This window comes from Streptomyces ruber, assembly GCF_014648075.1.
Classification (GTDB): Bacteria; Actinomycetota; Actinomycetes; order Streptomycetales; family Streptomycetaceae; genus Streptomyces; species Streptomyces ruber.
The window spans coordinates 1-15,559 of record NZ_BMQK01000009.1; the positions used below are offsets into that span (position 1 = coordinate 1).

Here is a 15,559-nt window from a genome sequence, read left to right on the forward strand (position 1 = left end):
GAGGCTCAAGCCGGGCCCACTGGTCGTTTGTCAGATCCCCACGTCCCACAGGACGTGATCATCAACGAACAAGATCCACTTTCGCAACAGACCCTAGCGCAGCGCCGCCCGTACGGCGTCCTCCACTTCCGGGAACGCGAACGTGAAGCCCGACTCCAGGAGGCGGGACGGAACCGCGCGGGTACTGCCCAGGACGTCGCTCGCCACCCCGCCGAGGGCCAGCCGCAGCGCGGGGGAGGGCACCGTGAACACGGTCGGCCGGTGCAGCACCCGCCCCATCACCGCCGTCACCTCCCGGTTGGTGGCGGGCGTGGGAGCCGTCAGGTTCACCGGTCCCGACAGCGACGGCGTGTCGAGCAGGTGCCGCAGGGCGGCCACCTCGTCGTGCAGCGAGATGAAGCTCCAGTACTGGCGGCCGTTGCCCATCCGCCCGCCCAGCCCCGCCTTGAACAGCGGGAACAGCGGCCCCCACGCCCCGCCGCCCCGGGCGACCACCAGCCCCGTCCGGGCGAACACCGTGCGGACGCCCGCGTCCTGCGCCGGAGCCGCCGCCGCCTCCCACTCCACGCACACCGACGGCAGGAAGCCCTCGCCGGGCGGTGCCGACTCGTCGACCACGCGGTCGCCCGTCTCGCCGTAGAACCCGACCGCGCTGCCGTTCACGAAGACGCGCGGCGGCTCGTCGAGCGCGGCCACGGCCTCGGCGAGCGTCGTCGTGCCGAGCACCCGGCTGCGGCGGATCGTCGCCCTGTACGCGTCCGTCCAGCGGCGCGACGCCACACCCGCGCCCGCGAGGTTCACCACCGCCGCGCACCCGGCGAGCGCCGCGGTGTCCACGTGCCGCGCCTCCGGGTCCCAGCGGGCCTCGTCCCGTGCGCGGGGTTCCCGCCGCACCAGCCGCACCACCTCGTGCCCGTCCGCCCGCAGCGAGCGGACCAGGGCCGTACCGATCAGCCCGGAGGCCCCGGCGACGGCGACGCGGGAGGCGGGCGGGAGGTGTCCGGCGGCACCGGTCTCAGGGTTCATGGGCCCATCCTGCCGGGCGGAGTGCGCCGCCGCACCGGGCGGCCGCCGTACCGTGGCCGCATGCCCGTTCCGTACATACGCCTCGCCGGCCCCGGCGACGAGGACGCCCTCGGCCGGCTCGACCGCGCCACCTGGTCCACGCTGCACTCCGTCCAGCCCCGGCCCGTACCGCCGTACGAGCCGTTCTTCACCGAGCGGTTCGGGCCCCGGGACCACTTCGTCGCCGAGCTCGGCGGCCGGCTCGTCGGCTACCTCCGGCTGGGCTTCCCCACGCCGCTCGCCGCCAACGCCCATGTGCGGCAGATCCTCGGCCTGGCCGTGGCGGAGGAGGCGCGGGGCGCCGGGGTGGGCCGGGCGCTGCTGCGGGCCGCGCGGGACGAGGCGCGGCGGCAGGGCGCGCGGCGGCTGAGCCTGCGCGTCCTCGGGCACAACACCCCGGCGCGCCGGCTCTACGAGTCCGAGGGATTCGTGGTGGACGGGGTGCTGCCGGGGGAGTTCCTGCTCGACGGGGAGTACGTGGACGACGTGCTCATGGGGCAGCGTCTGTGACGTCCGGGGGCGCACCCGTCGCACCCGTCGCACCGATGGTGCCGCTCACGACGCGATCAGCTCGCCCGTGTCCACCGGGGCCGTCGCGGTGCTCGCCCGCCGCGCCTCGGGTGCCACCTCGTCCGCCGTCAGGACGTAACCCGTCCGGCTGTCGGAGGTGGAACGGGCGAACACCACGCCGTACACCGCGCCGTCCGTGGTGAGGAGCGGACCGCCGGAGTTGCCGGGGCGCACGGTGGAGCGGACGGAGTAGATCTCGCGGGTGACCTGTTCCGTGCTGTAGATGTTCTGGCCGGTGGCGTCGATGCGGCTCGCGACCGTGGCCGCCTGGAGGTCGAGACCGCCGTCCTCCGGGTAGCCGGCCACCACCGCGGCGTCGCCGCGCTCGGCGGTGTCGTCGAAGCGGAGCACGGGGGCGTCGAGCGACGGGACGTAGAGCACCGCGACGTCCTTCTGCGGGTCGAACAGGACGACCCGCGCCTCGTGCGCGGGCCCCACGCCGCCGACGCGCACGGTCGGCTCGTCGATGCCCGCCACCACGTGGGCGTTGGTCATCACCCGCTGGGGCGCGTAGACGAAGCCGCTGCCCTCGCGGCCCTGGGCGCCGGAGAAACCCTCGACCTTGACGCTGCTGCGCTGGGCGGCGTTCGTCGCCGCGGCGGTGACGCTGTCGCCGGAGGGCTCGGCGACACCCGCCGCCGGCTCGTTCTCGAACGGGTTGAAGACCTGCGGGAAGCCCGCCTCGGTGAGCGCGGAGGTGGCCCGGGAGAACCAGGCTGGCGTGGTGTCCGGCATGGTGTCCTGCACCGCGCCGAGCAGCGTCGAGTTGCGGATCGCCTGGGTGATCGCCGGGGTCGAGGACGCGGCCAGCACGCTCGCGGCGACCCAGGCGACGACGAGGACGGCGAGCGTGTTGGCCGCGGCCCCGCCCACCCCGTCGGCCACCCGCAGCGGGCCGCGGTCCAGCTCGCGGCGGAGCAGCAGGCCGAGGCGCCCCGCCAGCTCGTGCGCGGCCACGGCCGGGACCAGCACCGTCAGCACGGCCGTGACCGTCGCGGCCGGCCTCCCCGGCGTCACTCCGACCAGGTCCATGACCCAGGGCAGCAGCCACACACCGAGGACGGCACCGCCCACGAACCCGGCCAGGGAGACGCAGCCGGCCACCAGGCCGCGCCGGTAACCGGACGCCGCGTAGGCCAGGATCACCAGCAACAGCAGGATGTCGAGCAGGTCCACTCCAGCCGCCTTTCTGTCGGGCCCTGGTACGAGCGGGACGGACCCCGTGATCAGGTACCCCGGCCCGAGCGGGTCAGGCGAAGCGACCGGTCCGTCCGTACGCGCGGGGGCGATCGGAGAGGAGAACGTCCCGGGCCCGGATGTTGGTTCCAGCGGGTGGTACGCCACACATCGCAGAACGTGTCGAACCGGGGCAGAGTGGTGCCATGCGTGTCTTCCGGCCGGCGCGCGGCGAAGGCCCGCGGCGAAGGCGGCGGGGGCGGAGTCGCACCTGGGCGGACCTGTTCCGGGAGCTGCCGCCGCTGCCGCGGTCGAGCGCGTTCCTCGTGCCGCTCCGCTGCCTCCCCGGGCTGGCCGCCGCCCTCGGACTGGTGCTGTGCGCCGTCGGGGTCGACCGCGCGGTGGACGAGGCCGGCCGCACCGTGGCCGCCAGGGCCGCCGCCGCGCACCCGGCCGCCCGGCCGCCGATCGTGCCCCGGTCCCGCTGGCTGGGCGACGCCGCGCGCCACGGGCGCCGGCCGCCCGCGCGGTACGACGACCGGGTCACCGCCGTCTTCGTGCACCACACGGACAGCCCGAACGGCTACGACTGCGCGGACGCGCCGTACATCATCCGCCACCTGTACGCGGGCCAGACCGGCGCCCGGGAGTGGGACGACATCGGGTACAACTTCCTCGTCGACCGCTGCGGCACGATCTACGAGGGCCGGGCGGGCGGCGTCGAGCGGGCCGTCACCGGCGCCCACACCCAGGGCTTCAACCACCGCACGGCGGGCGTCGCGGCCATCGGCACCTTCACCGAGGGCGCGGAGGTGCCCCGGGCGATGACCGACGCGATCGCCGCCCTCGCCGCCTGGAAGCTCGGCCTCGCCGACGTCGACCCGCGCTCCCGCGTCCGCCTGGTCTCCAGCAACGACCGCAGCCGGTACGCCGCCGGCACCTCCGCCCTGCTGCCGGCCCTCGCGGGCCACCGCGACGGCTACATGACGAGCTGCCCGGGCGCCGCCCTCGCGGACCGGCTGCCCGGGATGAGGGAGACGGCGGCACGGCTCCAGGGCAGGCGGTGACGGACGGCGGGGCCGCGGGAACGGTCAGGATTTGAACGTCAGGACCTGAACGTCAGGACCTGAACGTCAGGACCTGAACGTCAGGACCTGAACCGCGCCCAGAGCCGGGGGTAGCGCTCCGCGAGCGCGGCGTCGTCCTCGAAGTCCAGGGGCGTGCCCGCGGGCTCGGGTCCCGCCGGGGACACCCCGAGATCCGGGGCGACGGTGCCGGTGAGCTGCTCGTACGCCTCGTCCGCCGCGTAGCCGAGCTCCTCGCCGTCCCCGTCGAGCTCCTCGTCGAAGTCGCTCAGCAGCGCGGCGAGCGAGTCCGGGTCGTGCACGGCGCCCTCGAACACCTCGCGCCCCTGACCGATCAGCCAGCACCGGAAGTAGTCGAAGGCGTCGTCGCTCGCCCCGCCGAGCAGGACGGCGGCGGCGCCCCACAGCTCCCAGGTGTACGCCCGGTTGTACCGCCACTCGAAGTGCCGGGCGAAGTCCAGCACCGCGTCCGGGTCGAGCTGGACGAGCCGCTCGACGAGCAGGTCGGCGTGCTCCTCGGGATCGCCCTCGGCGGCCTCGCGGGTCGAGTCCACCAGCTCCCAGAACTCCGTCTCGTCCATCACGGCACCAGCATCGGCCCTGCCGGGGCGGGACGCACCTGGAGTACGAAGGATTGTTATGAGGGGTACGGACCGTACAGTTCCGCCAGCCGCGCCGCGTCCCGCGCGAACCGCTCGCGCAGCGACTGCGGGGCCAGCACCTCCACCTCCGGTCCGAGCGCCGTCAGCTGGGCGTGCGCGACCTCCTCGGACTCGACGGGGAGCGTGACCGTCACCCGGCCCCGTTCGTCCGCGTCCCCGGCGGCCGCCAGCGCCTCGCGCGCCGACTCGGGGTCGAGGGCGTACTGCAGTCTGCGTATCCCCTCCGGGGTGAGCCGTGCCACGACCTCGGCGCGCAGGATGGACCGCGCGAACTCCACGGCCCGCTCCTCCCAGAACCGCGGCAGGTCGAACTCCTCGTCGCGGGCGAAACGGTCGTCGAGGGCGGTGACGGCCGTGAACCGGTCCACGCGGTACACCCGGAAGGCGTCCGGCTCACGCCCCTGTTCCGGCACCCGCGCGCACAGGTACCAGACCCCGGCCTTGAGGACGAGCCCGTACGGCTCCAGCAGGCGCTCGGCCTCGGTCCGGCCCCGTCGGTAGCGGGCGGTGACCGTCCGGTCGTCCCACACGGCGTCCGCGACGGCGGGCAGCAGGGCGGGGGTCTCCGGCTCCTGGAACCAGGCGGGCGCGTCCAGGTGGAAGCGCTGGGCCGCCGTCCGCGGGGCGTCCCGCAGGGAGGGCAGGAGGGCCGCGGACACCTTCAGCCGGGCGGCGGAGGCGGCGTCCTCCAGGCCCATCTCGCGCAGGGCGCCCGGGACGCCGGACAGGAACAGCGCCTCGGCCTCGCTGCGGGCGAGCCCGGTCAGCCGGGTGCGGTAGCCGCCGATCAGCCGGTATCCGCCGGCGCGGCCCCGGTCCGCGTACACGGGCACCCCGGCCTCCGACAGCGCGCTCGCGTCCCGGGTGACCGTGCGCTCGGACACCTCCAGCTCGCGGGCCAGTTCGGCGGCGGTCATGGAGGGGCGGGACTGGAGGAGCAGCACCATCTTGATGAGGCGGGCAGCACGCATGCCCTCATGATGCAGTGCCCCGCCGACAGCGAAGGGGTACGGCGGCGGCCGTACCCCTTCGCTCGCGGATCACCTCGGATCCCGTGGCGCGTTACAGGCCGTAGCGCTCCCGGGCCTCCTTCACCGCCGTCGCCTTGACCTCGCCGCGGCGGGCGAGCTGGGCGAGGGCGGCGACCACGATGGACTGGGCGTCGACGCCGAAGTGGCGGCGGGCCGCGTCACGGGTGTCGGAGAGGCCGAAGCCGTCCGTGCCGAGCGAGGCCCAGTCCTGCTCGACCCACTGCGCGATCTGGTCCGGGACCTGGCGCATGTAGTCGGAGACGGCCAGCACCGGACCCTCGGCACCCTGGAGGGCCTGGCGGACGTACGGCACCCGCTCCTCGCCCCGCAGCAGCGCCGCGTCCGCCTCCATGGCGTCCCGGCGCAGCTCCGTCCAGGAGGTCGCGGACCACACGTCGGCGGCCACGCCCCACTCCTCGGCGAGCAGCTTCTGCGCCTGGAGGGCCCAGTGGATCGCCGTGCCGGAGCCGAGCAGCTGGATGCGCGGGGCGTTCGCCGGGACGGTCACGCCCGCCGACTCCGCCGTGTTGAAGCGGTACAGGCCCTTGACGATGCCCTCGTCGATGCCGAGGCCCTGCGGCTTCGCGGGCTGCGGCAGCGGCTCGTTGTAGACGGTGAGGTAGTAGAAGACGTCCTGGTCCTCACCGGGCGCGGCCTCGCCGTACATACGGCGCAGACCGTCCTTGACGATCGTCGCGATCTCGTACGCGAACGCCGGGTCGTAGGTCAGCGAGGCCGGGTTGGTGGCCGCGATGACCGGGGTGTGACCGTCGGCGTGCTGGAGGCCCTCACCGGTCAGCGTCGTCCGGCCGGCCGTCGCGCCGATGAGGAAGCCGCGGCCGAGCTGGTCGCCGAGCTGCCACATCTGGTCGGCCGTCCGCTGCCAGCCGAACATCGAGTAGAAGATGTAGAACGGGATCATCGTCTCGCCGTGCGTCGCGTACGACGTCGACGCGGCGATGAAGTCGGCCATCGAACCGGCCTCGGTGATCCCCTCGTTGAGGATCTGGCCGTTCTCGGCCTCCTTGTAGTACATCAGCTGGTCGCGGTCGACCGGCTCGTACGTCTGGCCCTTGGGCGAATAGATGCCGAGGGACGGGAAGAGCGACTCCATGCCGAAGGTGCGCGCCTCGTCGGGGACGATCGGCACCCAGCGCTTGCCGGTCTCCTTGTCCCGCACCAGGTCCTTGACCAGGCGGACGAAGGCCATGGTGGTCGCCACGCTCTGCGAGCCGGAGCCCTTGTCGAAGGCGGCGAACGCCTTGTCGGCGGGGGCCGGGAGGGGCGCCACCGGGTGCGTGCGGCGGGCCGGGGCCGGGCCGCCGAGGGCCGCGCGGCGCTCCTGGAGGTAGCGGACCTCGGGGGAGTTCGCGCCCGGGTGGCCGTAGGGCACCTGGCCGTCGACGAACGCGCTGTCCGGGATGGGCAGGTCGAGCAGGTCACGCATCGTCTTGAACTCGTCCACCGACAGTTTCTTCATCTGGTGGTTGGCGTTCTTCGACGCGAAGCCCGTGCCGAGGGTGTGGCCCTTGACGGTCTGGGCGAGGATGACGGTCGGCGCGCCCTTGTGCTCCACGGCCGCCTTGTAGGCCGCGTACACCTTGCGGGCCTCGTGACCGCCGCGCGAGAAGTGGAAACACTCGAGGATCTTGTCGTCGCTCAGCAGCTTCGCCATCTCGGCGAGCGCCGGGTCCTTGCCGAAGAAGTCCTCACGGATGTAGGCCGCGTCGCGCGTCTGGTACGTCTGCACCTGCGCGTCCGGTACCTCACGCAGGCGGCGGACCAGCGCGCCCGTGGTGTCGAGCTGGAACAGCTCGTCCCAGGCCGAGCCCCACAGCGTCTTGACGACGTTCCAGCCGGCGCCGCGGAACTGGGCCTCCAGCTCCTGCACGATCTTGAAGTTGGCGCGGACCGGGCCGTCGAGGCGCTGCAGGTTGCAGTTGATGACGAAGGTCAGGTTGTCCAGGCCCTCGCGGGAGGCGAGTGCCAGGGCCGCCGTCGACTCGGGCTCGTCCATCTCGCCGTCGCCGAGGAACGCCCACACGTGCGACGCGGAGACGTCCTTGATGCCGCGGTTGGTGAGGTAGCGGTTGAAGCGCGCCTGGTAGATCGCCGACAGCGGGCCGAGGCCCATCGACACCGTCGGGAACTCCCACAGCCAGGGCAGGCGGCGCGGGTGCGGGTAGGAGGGCAGGCCGTTGCCGCCGGCCTCCTGCCGGAAGTTGTCGAGGTGCTGCTCGGTCAGCCGGCCGTCGAGGAAGGCGCGGGCGTAGATGCCGGGGGAGGCGTGGCCCTGGATGTACAGCTGGTCGCCGGAGCCGTCGCCCTCCTTGCCCTTGAAGAAGTGGTTGAAGCCCGTCTCGTACAGCCATGCGGCGGAGGCGAAGGTGGCGATGTGGCCGCCGACGCCGTACTTGCTGCCGCGGGTCACCATCGCGGCCGCGTTCCAGCGGTTCCACGCGGTGATCCGCTGCTCCATCGCCTCGTCACCGGGCACGGCGGGCTCGGCGGCGGTGGGGATGGTGTTGAGGTAGTCGGTCTCCAGCAGCTTCGGCAGCGCCAGACCGCCCTGCTCGGCGCGCTCCAGCGTGCGGCGCATCAGGTACGCGGCGCGGTGCGGCCCCGCGGCCTTGGTGACGGCGTCCAGGGAGGCCTGCCATTCGGCGGTCTCCTCCGGGTCGCGGTCGGGGAGCTGGTCGAGCGAGCTCGGCCGGATAGCGTTGGGGTCGGTCATTGCGCCGCCTTCCGGATGCGGAGGGGGGTTCCCTCGTCGGCAAGGGGTGGGGGTGCCCTCGATGTCGTGGCAGGACAGGGCGAGGGCTCGGGTGCAAGCCCAGCGAGGACTGTAACCCCCTGATCGATGATCGATCAAAGGGTTGACGGGCAGAACTTCTTGATCACGAGAAAGTCGGCACCCGGTGCCTTGGGAAAGGGCACCGGGTGCCCTGGGAATCCAAGGTTTTCGCAGGTGGGAACCGCGACTACGAAGGTTCGCTGCCCGTGCGCGGAGCGCAGCCCAGGACGTGGGCCTTCACCAGGTCCGCGATGCGCGGGTCGCGGCGGCGAAACGCGGCCACCAGTTCCTCGTGCTCCTCGGCGTACGACTGCTGGACCGTGCCCAGCCAGCGGATGGACAGGGCCGTGAACACCTCGATGCCGAGGCCCTCCCAGGTGTGCAGCAGCACGGAGTTGCCGGCCGCCCGCACCAGCTCGCGGTGGAACGCCACCGTGTGCCGGACCTGTGCCGTGCCGTCCGCCAGGCGGTCCGCCTCGTACAGCGCGGCGACGTGCGGTTCCAGCGCCGCGCAGTCCTCGGCCAGCCGGCCCGCCGCGAGCTCCGCCGCGATGGCCTCCAGACCGGCCCGCACCGGGTACGACTCCTCCAGGTCCGCCGCGGTCAGGTTCCGCACCCGTACGCCCTTGTTGGGTGCCGACTCGATGAGCCGCAGCGATTCCAGCTCCCGCAGCGCCTCGCGCACGGGGGTCTGGCTGACCTCCAGCTCCGTCGCGATCCGGCGCTCCACGATCCGCTCGCCCGGCTTCCAGCGCCCGCTGACGATCCCCTCCACGATGTGCTCGCGGATCTGTTCGCGCAGCGAGTGGATGACGGGCGCGGTCATGAGGGCTCCTTAGGCCTGGGGTAGGGGCTCACCGCCCCAGGGCGTTGACCTTTAGACAATACGGCCGCGCGACCGCGGGGGAGGGGCGCACGGGAGCGTCTTGACACAGGTGAGACGAGCCGCACACGCCCCCGTCGATACGACGGTGCCCCGCCCGGAGGGTTCCGGACGGGGCACCGTACGAACGGACGTACCTGGGTGGCTGTTACAGGCCGAGCTCGACCTCGAACTCGCCGGCCTCCAGGATCGCCTTGACGGCCGTCAGGTAGCGGGCCGCGTCGGCACCGTCCACCAGGCGGTGGTCGTAGGAGAGCGTCAGGTAGGTCATGTCGCGGACGCCGATGACCGTGCCCTCCTCCGTCTCGATGACGGCCGGGCGCTTCACGGTGGCGCCGATGCCGAGGATCGCGACCTGGTTCGGCGGCACGATGATCGTGTCGAACAGCGCGCCGCGCGAGCCGGTGTTGCTGATGGTGAAGGTCGCGCCGGCCAGCTCGTCCGGGCTGATCCTGCTCGCGCGGACCTTGCCCGCCAGCTCCGCCGTGGCCTTGGCGATACCGGCGAGGTTGAGGTCGCCGGCGTTCTTGATGACCGGGGTCATCAGGCCCTTCTCGGAGTCCACCGCGATACCGATGTTCTCGGTGTCGAAGTAGGTGATGGTGTTCTCTTCGACGTTGATCCGGGCGTTGATGGCCGGGTGGGCCTTCAGCGCCTGGGCCGCGGCCTTCACGAAGAACGGCATCGGGGAGAGCTTGACGCCCTCACGGGCCGCGAACGCGTCCTTGGCCCGGGCGCGCAGCTTCATCAGCCGCGTGACGTCGACCTCGACGACCGAGGAGAGCTGGGCCTGCTCGGTCAGGGCCTTGACCATGTTGTCGCCGATGACCTTGCGGATGCGCGGCATCTTCACGGTCTGGCCGCGCAGCGGGGAGGCCTCCAGGACGGGGGCCTTCTTCGCTGCGGGGGCAGCGGCGGCGGGGGCGGCGGCCGGAGCCGGGGCGGCCTTGGCGGCCTCGGCGGCGGCGATCACGTCCTGCTTGCGGATACGGCCGCCGACGCCCGTGCCCTTGACGGTGGACAGGTCGACGCTGTTCTCGGCGGCGAGCTTGCGCACCAGCGGGGTCACGTACGCGCCGTCGTCGGCCGGCCGGCCGGCGGCCGGAGCGGCCGGGGCCTGGGCCGGAGCCGCCGGGGCGGGCGCCGGAGCCGGAGCGGCCGGAGCCGGCTCGGGAGCCGGGGTCTCCTGCTGCTGCGGGGCCGGGGTGGTGGGCGCCTGCGGAGCAGGGGCCTCCTGCGCCGGGGCGGGCGCCGGAGCCGCGGGAGCCTCCTGCGCCGGGGCCTGGGCGGGCTGCGCCGGGGCCTCGGGGGCGGCGGGAGCAGCGGCCGGAGCGGCGCCCGGCTGGCCGATGACGGCGAGCTTGGCGCCGACCTCGGCGGTCTCGTCCTCGCCGACCACGATCTCCAGGAGCACGCCGGAGGCGGGCGCCGGGATCTCGGTGTCGACCTTGTCCGTGGAGACCTCGAGCAGCGGCTCGTCGGCCTCGACGGACTCGCCGACCTCCTTGAGCCAGCGGGTGACGGTGCCCTCGGTGACGGACTCGCCGAGCGCGGGCAGGACCACGTCCGTGCCCTCGGCGGAGCCGCCGCCGGAGGCGGCCTCGGCGGTCGGGGCCGGGGCGGGGGCCTCCTGCTGGGTGGAGGGCTGCGCGGCCGCGGTGGGCTCCGGGGCCGGCGGGGCGACCTGCTCCTCGGCCTGCGGGGCGGACTCGGCGGCGGGAGCGGGGGTCTCGGCCGGGGCACCCGTGCCGTCGTCGATGACGGCCAGCTCGGCGCCGACCTCGACGGTCTCGTCCTCGGCGACCTTGATGGAGGCCAGGACACCGGCGGCGGGCGAGGGGATCTCGGTGTCGACCTTGTCGGTCGACACCTCGAGCAGCGGCTCGTCGGCCTCGACGCGCTCACCCTCGGCCTTCAGCCAGCGGGTGACGGTGCCCTCGGTGACGCTCTCACCGAGCGCCGGAAGGGTTACGGAAACCGGCATGGTTTCGTGTGCTCCTTACGAATTGCTCTGAAGTCTGTGTGTGGTCGTCGGCATACGTCGACCGAGGGTCAGTCGTGCGAGTGCAGCGGCTTGCCCGCCAGCGCCAGGTGGGCCTCGCCGAGCGCCTCGTTCTGCGTCGGGTGGGCGTGGATGAGCTGGGCGACCTCGGCGGGCAGCGCCTCCCAGTTGTAGATCAGCTGGGCCTCGCCGACCTGCTCGCCCATGCGGTCGCCGACCATGTGGACGCCGACCACGGCACCGTCCTTGACCTGGACGAGCTTGATCTCGCCCGCGGTCTTCAGGATCTTGCTGCGGCCGTTGCCCGCCAGGTTGTACTTCAGCGCGACGACCTTGTCCGCACCGTAGATCTCCTTGGCCTTGGCCTCGGTGATGCCGACGGAGGCGACCTCGGGGTGGCAGTAGGTCACGCGCGGCACACCGTCGTAGTCGATCGGCACGGTGTTCAGGCCGGCCAGCCGCTCCGCGACGAGGATGCCCTCGGCGAAGCCGACGTGCGCGAGCTGCAGCGTGGGCACCAGGTCGCCGACGGCGGAGATCGTCGGGACGTTGGTGCGCATGTACTCGTCGACGAGGACGTAGCCGCGGTCCATGGCGACGCCGGCCTCCTCGTACCCGAGGCCCTGGGAGACCGGGCCGCGGCCGATGGCGACCAGGAGGACCTCGGCCTCGAAGGTCTTGCCGTCGGCGAGGGTCACGCGGACGCCGTCCTGCGTGTACTCGGCCTTCTCGAAGAAGGTGCCGAGGTTGAACTTGATCCCGCGCTTGCGGAAGGCGCGCTCCAGGAGCTTCGAGGAGTTCTCGTCCTCGACCGGGACGAGGTGCTTCAGGCCCTCGATGATCGTGACGTCGGTGCCGAAGGACTTCCACGCCGAGGCGAACTCGACGCCGATGACGCCGCCGCCCAGGATGATCGCGGACTGCGGGACGCGGTTCAGCTTCAGCGCGTGGTCCGAGGAGATGATCCGGTCGCCGTCGATGTCGAGGCCCGGCAGGGACTTCGGCACGGAGCCGGTCGCCAGCAGGACGTGGCGGCCCTGGACACGCTGGCCGTTCACGTCGACGGAGGTGGGGGAGGAGAGGCGGCCCTCACCCTCGATGTAGGTCACCTTGCGGGAGGCGATCAGCCCCTGCAGGCCCTTGTACAGGCCGGAGATGACGTCGTCCTTGTACTTGTGGACGGCCTCGATGTCGATGCCCTCGAAGGTGGCCTTCACACCGAACTGCGCGCTCTCGCGGGCCTGGTCGGCGATCTCGCCGGCGTGCAGCAGGGCCTTGGTCGGAATGCAGCCGTTGTGCAGGCAGGTACCGCCGACCTTGCCCTTCTCGATCAGGGCGACGTCCAGGCCCAGCTGCGCCCCGCGCAGGGCCGCGGCGTAACCGCCGCTACCGCCGCCGAGGATCACTAGGTCGAAAACGGTGCTGGCGTCGTTCGCCACGTCACGTCCTCCATGCATTGCGCCGTGCGCCGGTCTCCACTGACCGGTCGGCGGCTGGTGTCCGGCCGCTCTTTGCTTCGGCCCTGTGGTGGGGGCCCTGTCCTGCCGAGCCCCATCTTCGCACTTGTCGGCGCCAATCGAGACGCGGGGCCCGAGTGTGAGACGTTCCACTCGCGTCCCGCCCGCCGGCCGCGGGGACGGAACGGCCCCGGAGCGGTGGGCGCCGGGGCCGTTGCCGGTGTGACAAGTGATCCGCTAGCCCAGGTCGCCCGCCGCCGTGAGCTCCGCCAGCCGCACCAGGGTGCGCACCGCCGAGCCCGTGCCGCCCTTCGGGGTGTAGCCGAACGGGGCGGACTCGTTGAAGGCCGGGCCCGCGATGTCGAGGTGTGCCCAGGTGATGCCCTCGCCCACGAACTCGCGCAGGAACAGGCCGGCCACCAGGCCGCCGCCCATCCGCTCGCCCATGTTCGCGATGTCGGCGGTGGCGGAGTCCATGCCCTTGCGCAGGTGCTCCGGCAGCGGCATCGGCCAGGCGGCCTCGCCGACCTCCTCGGCGGCCTCGTGCACGGCGGTGCGGAACGCGTCGTCGTTCGCCATGACGCCGAACGTGCGGCTGCCGAGCGCCAGCATCATCGCACCGGTCAGCGTGGCCACGTCCACGATCGCGTCCGGCTTCTCCTCGGAGGCCTTGGCGATCGCGTCGGCCAGCACCAGCCGGCCCTCGGCGTCGGTGTTGAGGACCTCGACGGTCTTGCCGCTGTACATGCGCAGCACGTCGCCGGGGCGGGTGGCCGAGCCGGACGGCATGTTCTCCGCCAGCGCCAGGTACCCGGTGACGTTCACCTCCAGGCCGAGACGCGCGGCGGCCACGACCGCGGCGAACACGGCGGCGGCACCGCTCATGTCGCACTTCATCGTCTCGTTGTGCCCGGCGGGCTTGAGCGAGATGCCGCCCGAGTCGTACGTGATGCCCTTGCCGACGAAGGCCAGGTGCTTCTTCGCCTTGGAGGACGTGTACGACACCTTGACCAGGCGGGGCGGGGACGCGGAGCCGGCGCCGACCCCGAGGATGCCCCCGTAGCCGCCCTTGAGCAGGGCCTTCTCGTCGAGCACCTGCACCTTGAGGCCGTGCTCCTTGCCGGCGGCCTGCGCGATCGCGGCGAACGCCTCCGGGTTCAGGTCGTTCGGCGGGGTGTTGATCAGGTCGCGGGCCCGGTTCAGCTCCTCCGTCACGGCGACGGCGCGCTCGACGGCGGCCTTGTGGGCGCGGTCGCGCGGCTTGGCGCCGAGCAGCGTCACCTCGCCGAGCGGCGCCTTGCCGTTCGCCTTGCCGTTCGCCTTGCCGTTCTTGGCCTTGGGCTCGCCGCTCTCCTTGTACGCGTCGAAGACGTACGAGCCGAGCAGTGCGCCCTCGCCGATCGCGGCGACGTCCCCGGCGCCGTCGACGGGCAGCGCGAACCCGGCCTTCTTCGCACCGGCCAGCGCGCGGGCCGCGGCACCGGCCGCCCGGCGCAGCGTCTCGGGCTCGTACGCGGCGTCCTTCTCGGGCGCGGCACCGAGGCCCACCGCCACCACGAGCGGCGCCTTGAAGCCGGACGGCGCGGGCAGCTTCGTCACCTCGCCCTCGGCGCCCGAGGCACCGAGCGTCTCCAGGAGACCGGCCAGCTTGCCGTCGTACGCCTTGTCCACGGCCTCGGCGCCCGGTGCGACGACCGGGCCCGAATCAGACGCAGAGCCCTTCGCGACACCGACCACGATCGCGTCGGCCTTGAGGCCGGACGCGGCGGCGGTGCTGAGAGTGAGAGCAGTCACGGTGGTGAATTCTCGCTTCCGATTGAGTTTTCGGTGGCCGAACGGATGGGGTCGACCGGCCCTGGAGGAAGACCCTAGATCCGTCGTACGCGGCAGTCCCGGCCGGGCCGGGCGGAACCGTGCGGAGCAGGCGGTTACCGCCGGAACCGGAGGCTGCCAAGGACGAGCCTAGGCCCTGCGCGCCGGAACGGGTCCGCGCGCCCGCGCCTTCCCACCAGGGAGAGTGCCCCGTCAGCCCGCCGACAGCACGACGAGCGCAGCCGTCGCGGCGGTCTCCGCCAGCGCGCCGAACACGTCGCCCGTCACCCCGCCGAAGCGGCGCCGGCAGTGCCGCAGCGCCAACTCGGCGCAGCCGCAGGCGAGTACGACCGCGAAGGCCGCCCGCACCGCGTCGTAGGGGACGGCGTACGGTCCGCAGAGGGCGCCCGCGACCGCCGCCGCCACGGTCACCGCGCAGCCGACGAGCAGCGCCTCCCGCGCGGGGACCGTCCCCGCGACCGCCGCCCCCAGCCCTTCGGGCCGCGCCGCGGGCACCCCGGCGCGCGCGGCCAGGGTGAGCGCGAGCCGGGCCGCGGACGCGGAGACCACGGCCGCGAGCGCGCCGTGGGCCCACGACGTGCCGTACGCCTGCGCGAGGGCGGCGACCTGGGCGAGCAGCACCAGGACGAGGGTGATCACGCCGAAGGGGCCGATGTCGGAGCGCTTCATGATGCGCAGCGCCTCGTCGGCGGGCCTGCCGCTGCCCAGCCCGTCGGCGGTGTCGGCGAGTCCGTCGAGGTGCAGGCCGCGGGTGAGCACGGCGGGCACGGCGACGCTCGCCACGGCCGCGAGCAGGGGAGAGACCCCGATCAGGAGGAGCAGCAGCCCGAGCGCGGCGGCCCCGAGCCCGACGACCAGCCCGGCGACGGGCGCGCACAGCATCCCGGCGCGTGCCGCCCCGCGGTCCCAGCGGGTCAGCGGGACGGGCAGCACGGTGAGGGTGCCGAAGGCGAAACGGAGCCCGTCGGCGAGGGGGGAGAGCGGGGTGGTGCGCATCGGCG

Annotated in this window: 12 protein-coding genes; 2 read left to right on the forward strand and 10 right to left on the reverse strand. The window is 73.2% G+C overall.

All coding sequences use genetic code 11. From position 1 onward, the window contains the following. Window positions 1-93: 93 nt before the first annotated feature. Entirely contained in the window at window positions 94-1,026 is a 933-nt protein-coding gene (locus IEZ04_RS19760; protein ID WP_189218240.1) for a TIGR01777 family oxidoreductase, read from the reverse strand. 60 nt (window positions 1,027-1,086) lie between these two features. On the opposite strand from IEZ04_RS19760, the gene IEZ04_RS19765 reads away from it, so the two are divergent. Beyond that, window positions 1,087-1,575 (forward strand): GNAT family N-acetyltransferase, encoded by a 489-nt coding sequence (locus IEZ04_RS19765; protein ID WP_189218241.1) that lies wholly within the window; start codon window positions 1,087-1,089, stop codon window positions 1,573-1,575. 45 nt (window positions 1,576-1,620) lie between these two features. On the opposite strand, the gene IEZ04_RS19770 is transcribed toward IEZ04_RS19765, so the two are convergent. Further along, window positions 1,621-2,811: a MarP family serine protease gene (locus tag IEZ04_RS19770; protein ID WP_189218242.1), complete on the reverse strand. Its 1,191-nt coding sequence runs from the start codon at window positions 2,809-2,811 to the stop codon at window positions 1,621-1,623. A gap of 206 nt (window positions 2,812-3,017) precedes the next feature. On the opposite strand from IEZ04_RS19770, the gene IEZ04_RS19775 reads away from it, so the two are divergent. Continuing rightward, window positions 3,018-3,878: a peptidoglycan recognition protein family protein gene (locus IEZ04_RS19775; protein WP_189218243.1), complete on the forward strand. Its 861-nt coding sequence runs from the start codon at window positions 3,018-3,020 to the stop codon at window positions 3,876-3,878. A gap of 80 nt (window positions 3,879-3,958) precedes the next feature. On the opposite strand, the gene IEZ04_RS19780 is transcribed toward IEZ04_RS19775, so the two are convergent. From IEZ04_RS19780 to IEZ04_RS19815, 8 genes are all read right to left on the reverse strand, one after another. Then, entirely contained in the window at window positions 3,959-4,477 is a 519-nt protein-coding gene (locus IEZ04_RS19780; protein ID WP_189218466.1) for a DUF4240 domain-containing protein, read from the reverse strand. Window positions 4,478-4,533: 56 nt separating this feature from the next. After that, on the reverse strand, window positions 4,534-5,529 hold the full coding sequence (locus IEZ04_RS19785; RefSeq protein ID WP_189218244.1) for a helix-turn-helix transcriptional regulator: 996 nt from the start codon (window positions 5,527-5,529) through the stop codon (window positions 4,534-4,536). A gap of 91 nt (window positions 5,530-5,620) precedes the next feature. After that, window positions 5,621-8,323, reverse strand: coding sequence for a pyruvate dehydrogenase (acetyl-transferring), homodimeric type (gene aceE / locus IEZ04_RS19790; RefSeq protein WP_189218245.1), 2,703 nt, complete (start codon window positions 8,321-8,323; stop codon window positions 5,621-5,623). A gap of 247 nt (window positions 8,324-8,570) precedes the next feature. After that, window positions 8,571-9,209 (reverse strand): GntR family transcriptional regulator, encoded by a 639-nt coding sequence (locus tag IEZ04_RS19795; RefSeq protein WP_189218246.1) that lies wholly within the window; start codon window positions 9,207-9,209, stop codon window positions 8,571-8,573. Window positions 9,210-9,414: 205 nt separating this feature from the next. Next, complete coding sequence (gene sucB, locus IEZ04_RS19800) at window positions 9,415-11,250, reverse strand: 2-oxoglutarate dehydrogenase, E2 component, dihydrolipoamide succinyltransferase (RefSeq protein WP_189218247.1); 1,836 nt, start codon at window positions 11,248-11,250, stop codon at window positions 9,415-9,417. A 68-nt stretch (window positions 11,251-11,318) separates the two neighbouring features. Next, window positions 11,319-12,707, reverse strand: a complete 1,389-nt coding sequence (gene lpdA, locus IEZ04_RS19805; protein WP_189218248.1) for a dihydrolipoyl dehydrogenase — start codon at window positions 12,705-12,707, stop codon at window positions 11,319-11,321. A 255-nt stretch (window positions 12,708-12,962) separates the two neighbouring features. Then, complete coding sequence (locus IEZ04_RS19810) at window positions 12,963-14,519, reverse strand: leucyl aminopeptidase (RefSeq protein WP_189218249.1); 1,557 nt, start codon at window positions 14,517-14,519, stop codon at window positions 12,963-12,965. A 231-nt stretch (window positions 14,520-14,750) separates the two neighbouring features. Next, window positions 14,751-15,554 carry an adenosylcobinamide-GDP ribazoletransferase gene (locus tag IEZ04_RS19815; protein WP_189218250.1) on the reverse strand — a complete coding sequence of 268 codons (804 nt, stop codon included), beginning with the start codon at window positions 15,552-15,554 and terminating at the stop codon, window positions 14,751-14,753. Window positions 15,555-15,559 lie beyond the last annotated feature (5 nt).

Bases quoted from the DNA above. Each gene is read 5' to 3' on its own strand.
- aceE (WP_189218245.1), bottom strand. From the start codon at position 8,323: ATGACCGACCCCAACGCTATCCGGCCGAGCTCGCTCGACCAGCTCCCC.
- IEZ04_RS19795 (WP_189218246.1), bottom strand. From the start codon at position 9,209: ATGACCGCGCCCGTCATCCACTCGCTGCGCGAACAGATCCGCGAGCAC.
- IEZ04_RS19775 (WP_189218243.1), top strand. From the start codon at position 3,018: ATGCGTGTCTTCCGGCCGGCGCGCGGCGAAGGCCCGCGGCGAAGGCGG.
- IEZ04_RS19765 (WP_189218241.1), top strand. From the start codon at position 1,087: ATGCCCGTTCCGTACATACGCCTCGCCGGCCCCGGCGACGAGGACGCC.
- IEZ04_RS19760 (WP_189218240.1), bottom strand. From the start codon at position 1,026: ATGAACCCTGAGACCGGTGCCGCCGGACACCTCCCGCCCGCCTCCCGC.
- IEZ04_RS19780 (WP_189218466.1), bottom strand. From the start codon at position 4,477: ATGGACGAGACGGAGTTCTGGGAGCTGGTGGACTCGACCCGCGAGGCC.
- sucB (WP_189218247.1), bottom strand. From the start codon at position 11,250: ATGCCGGTTTCCGTAACCCTTCCGGCGCTCGGTGAGAGCGTCACCGAG.
- IEZ04_RS19815 (WP_189218250.1), bottom strand. From the start codon at position 15,554: ATGCGCACCACCCCGCTCTCCCCCCTCGCCGACGGGCTCCGTTTCGCC.
- IEZ04_RS19785 (WP_189218244.1), bottom strand. From the start codon at position 5,529: ATGCGTGCTGCCCGCCTCATCAAGATGGTGCTGCTCCTCCAGTCCCGC.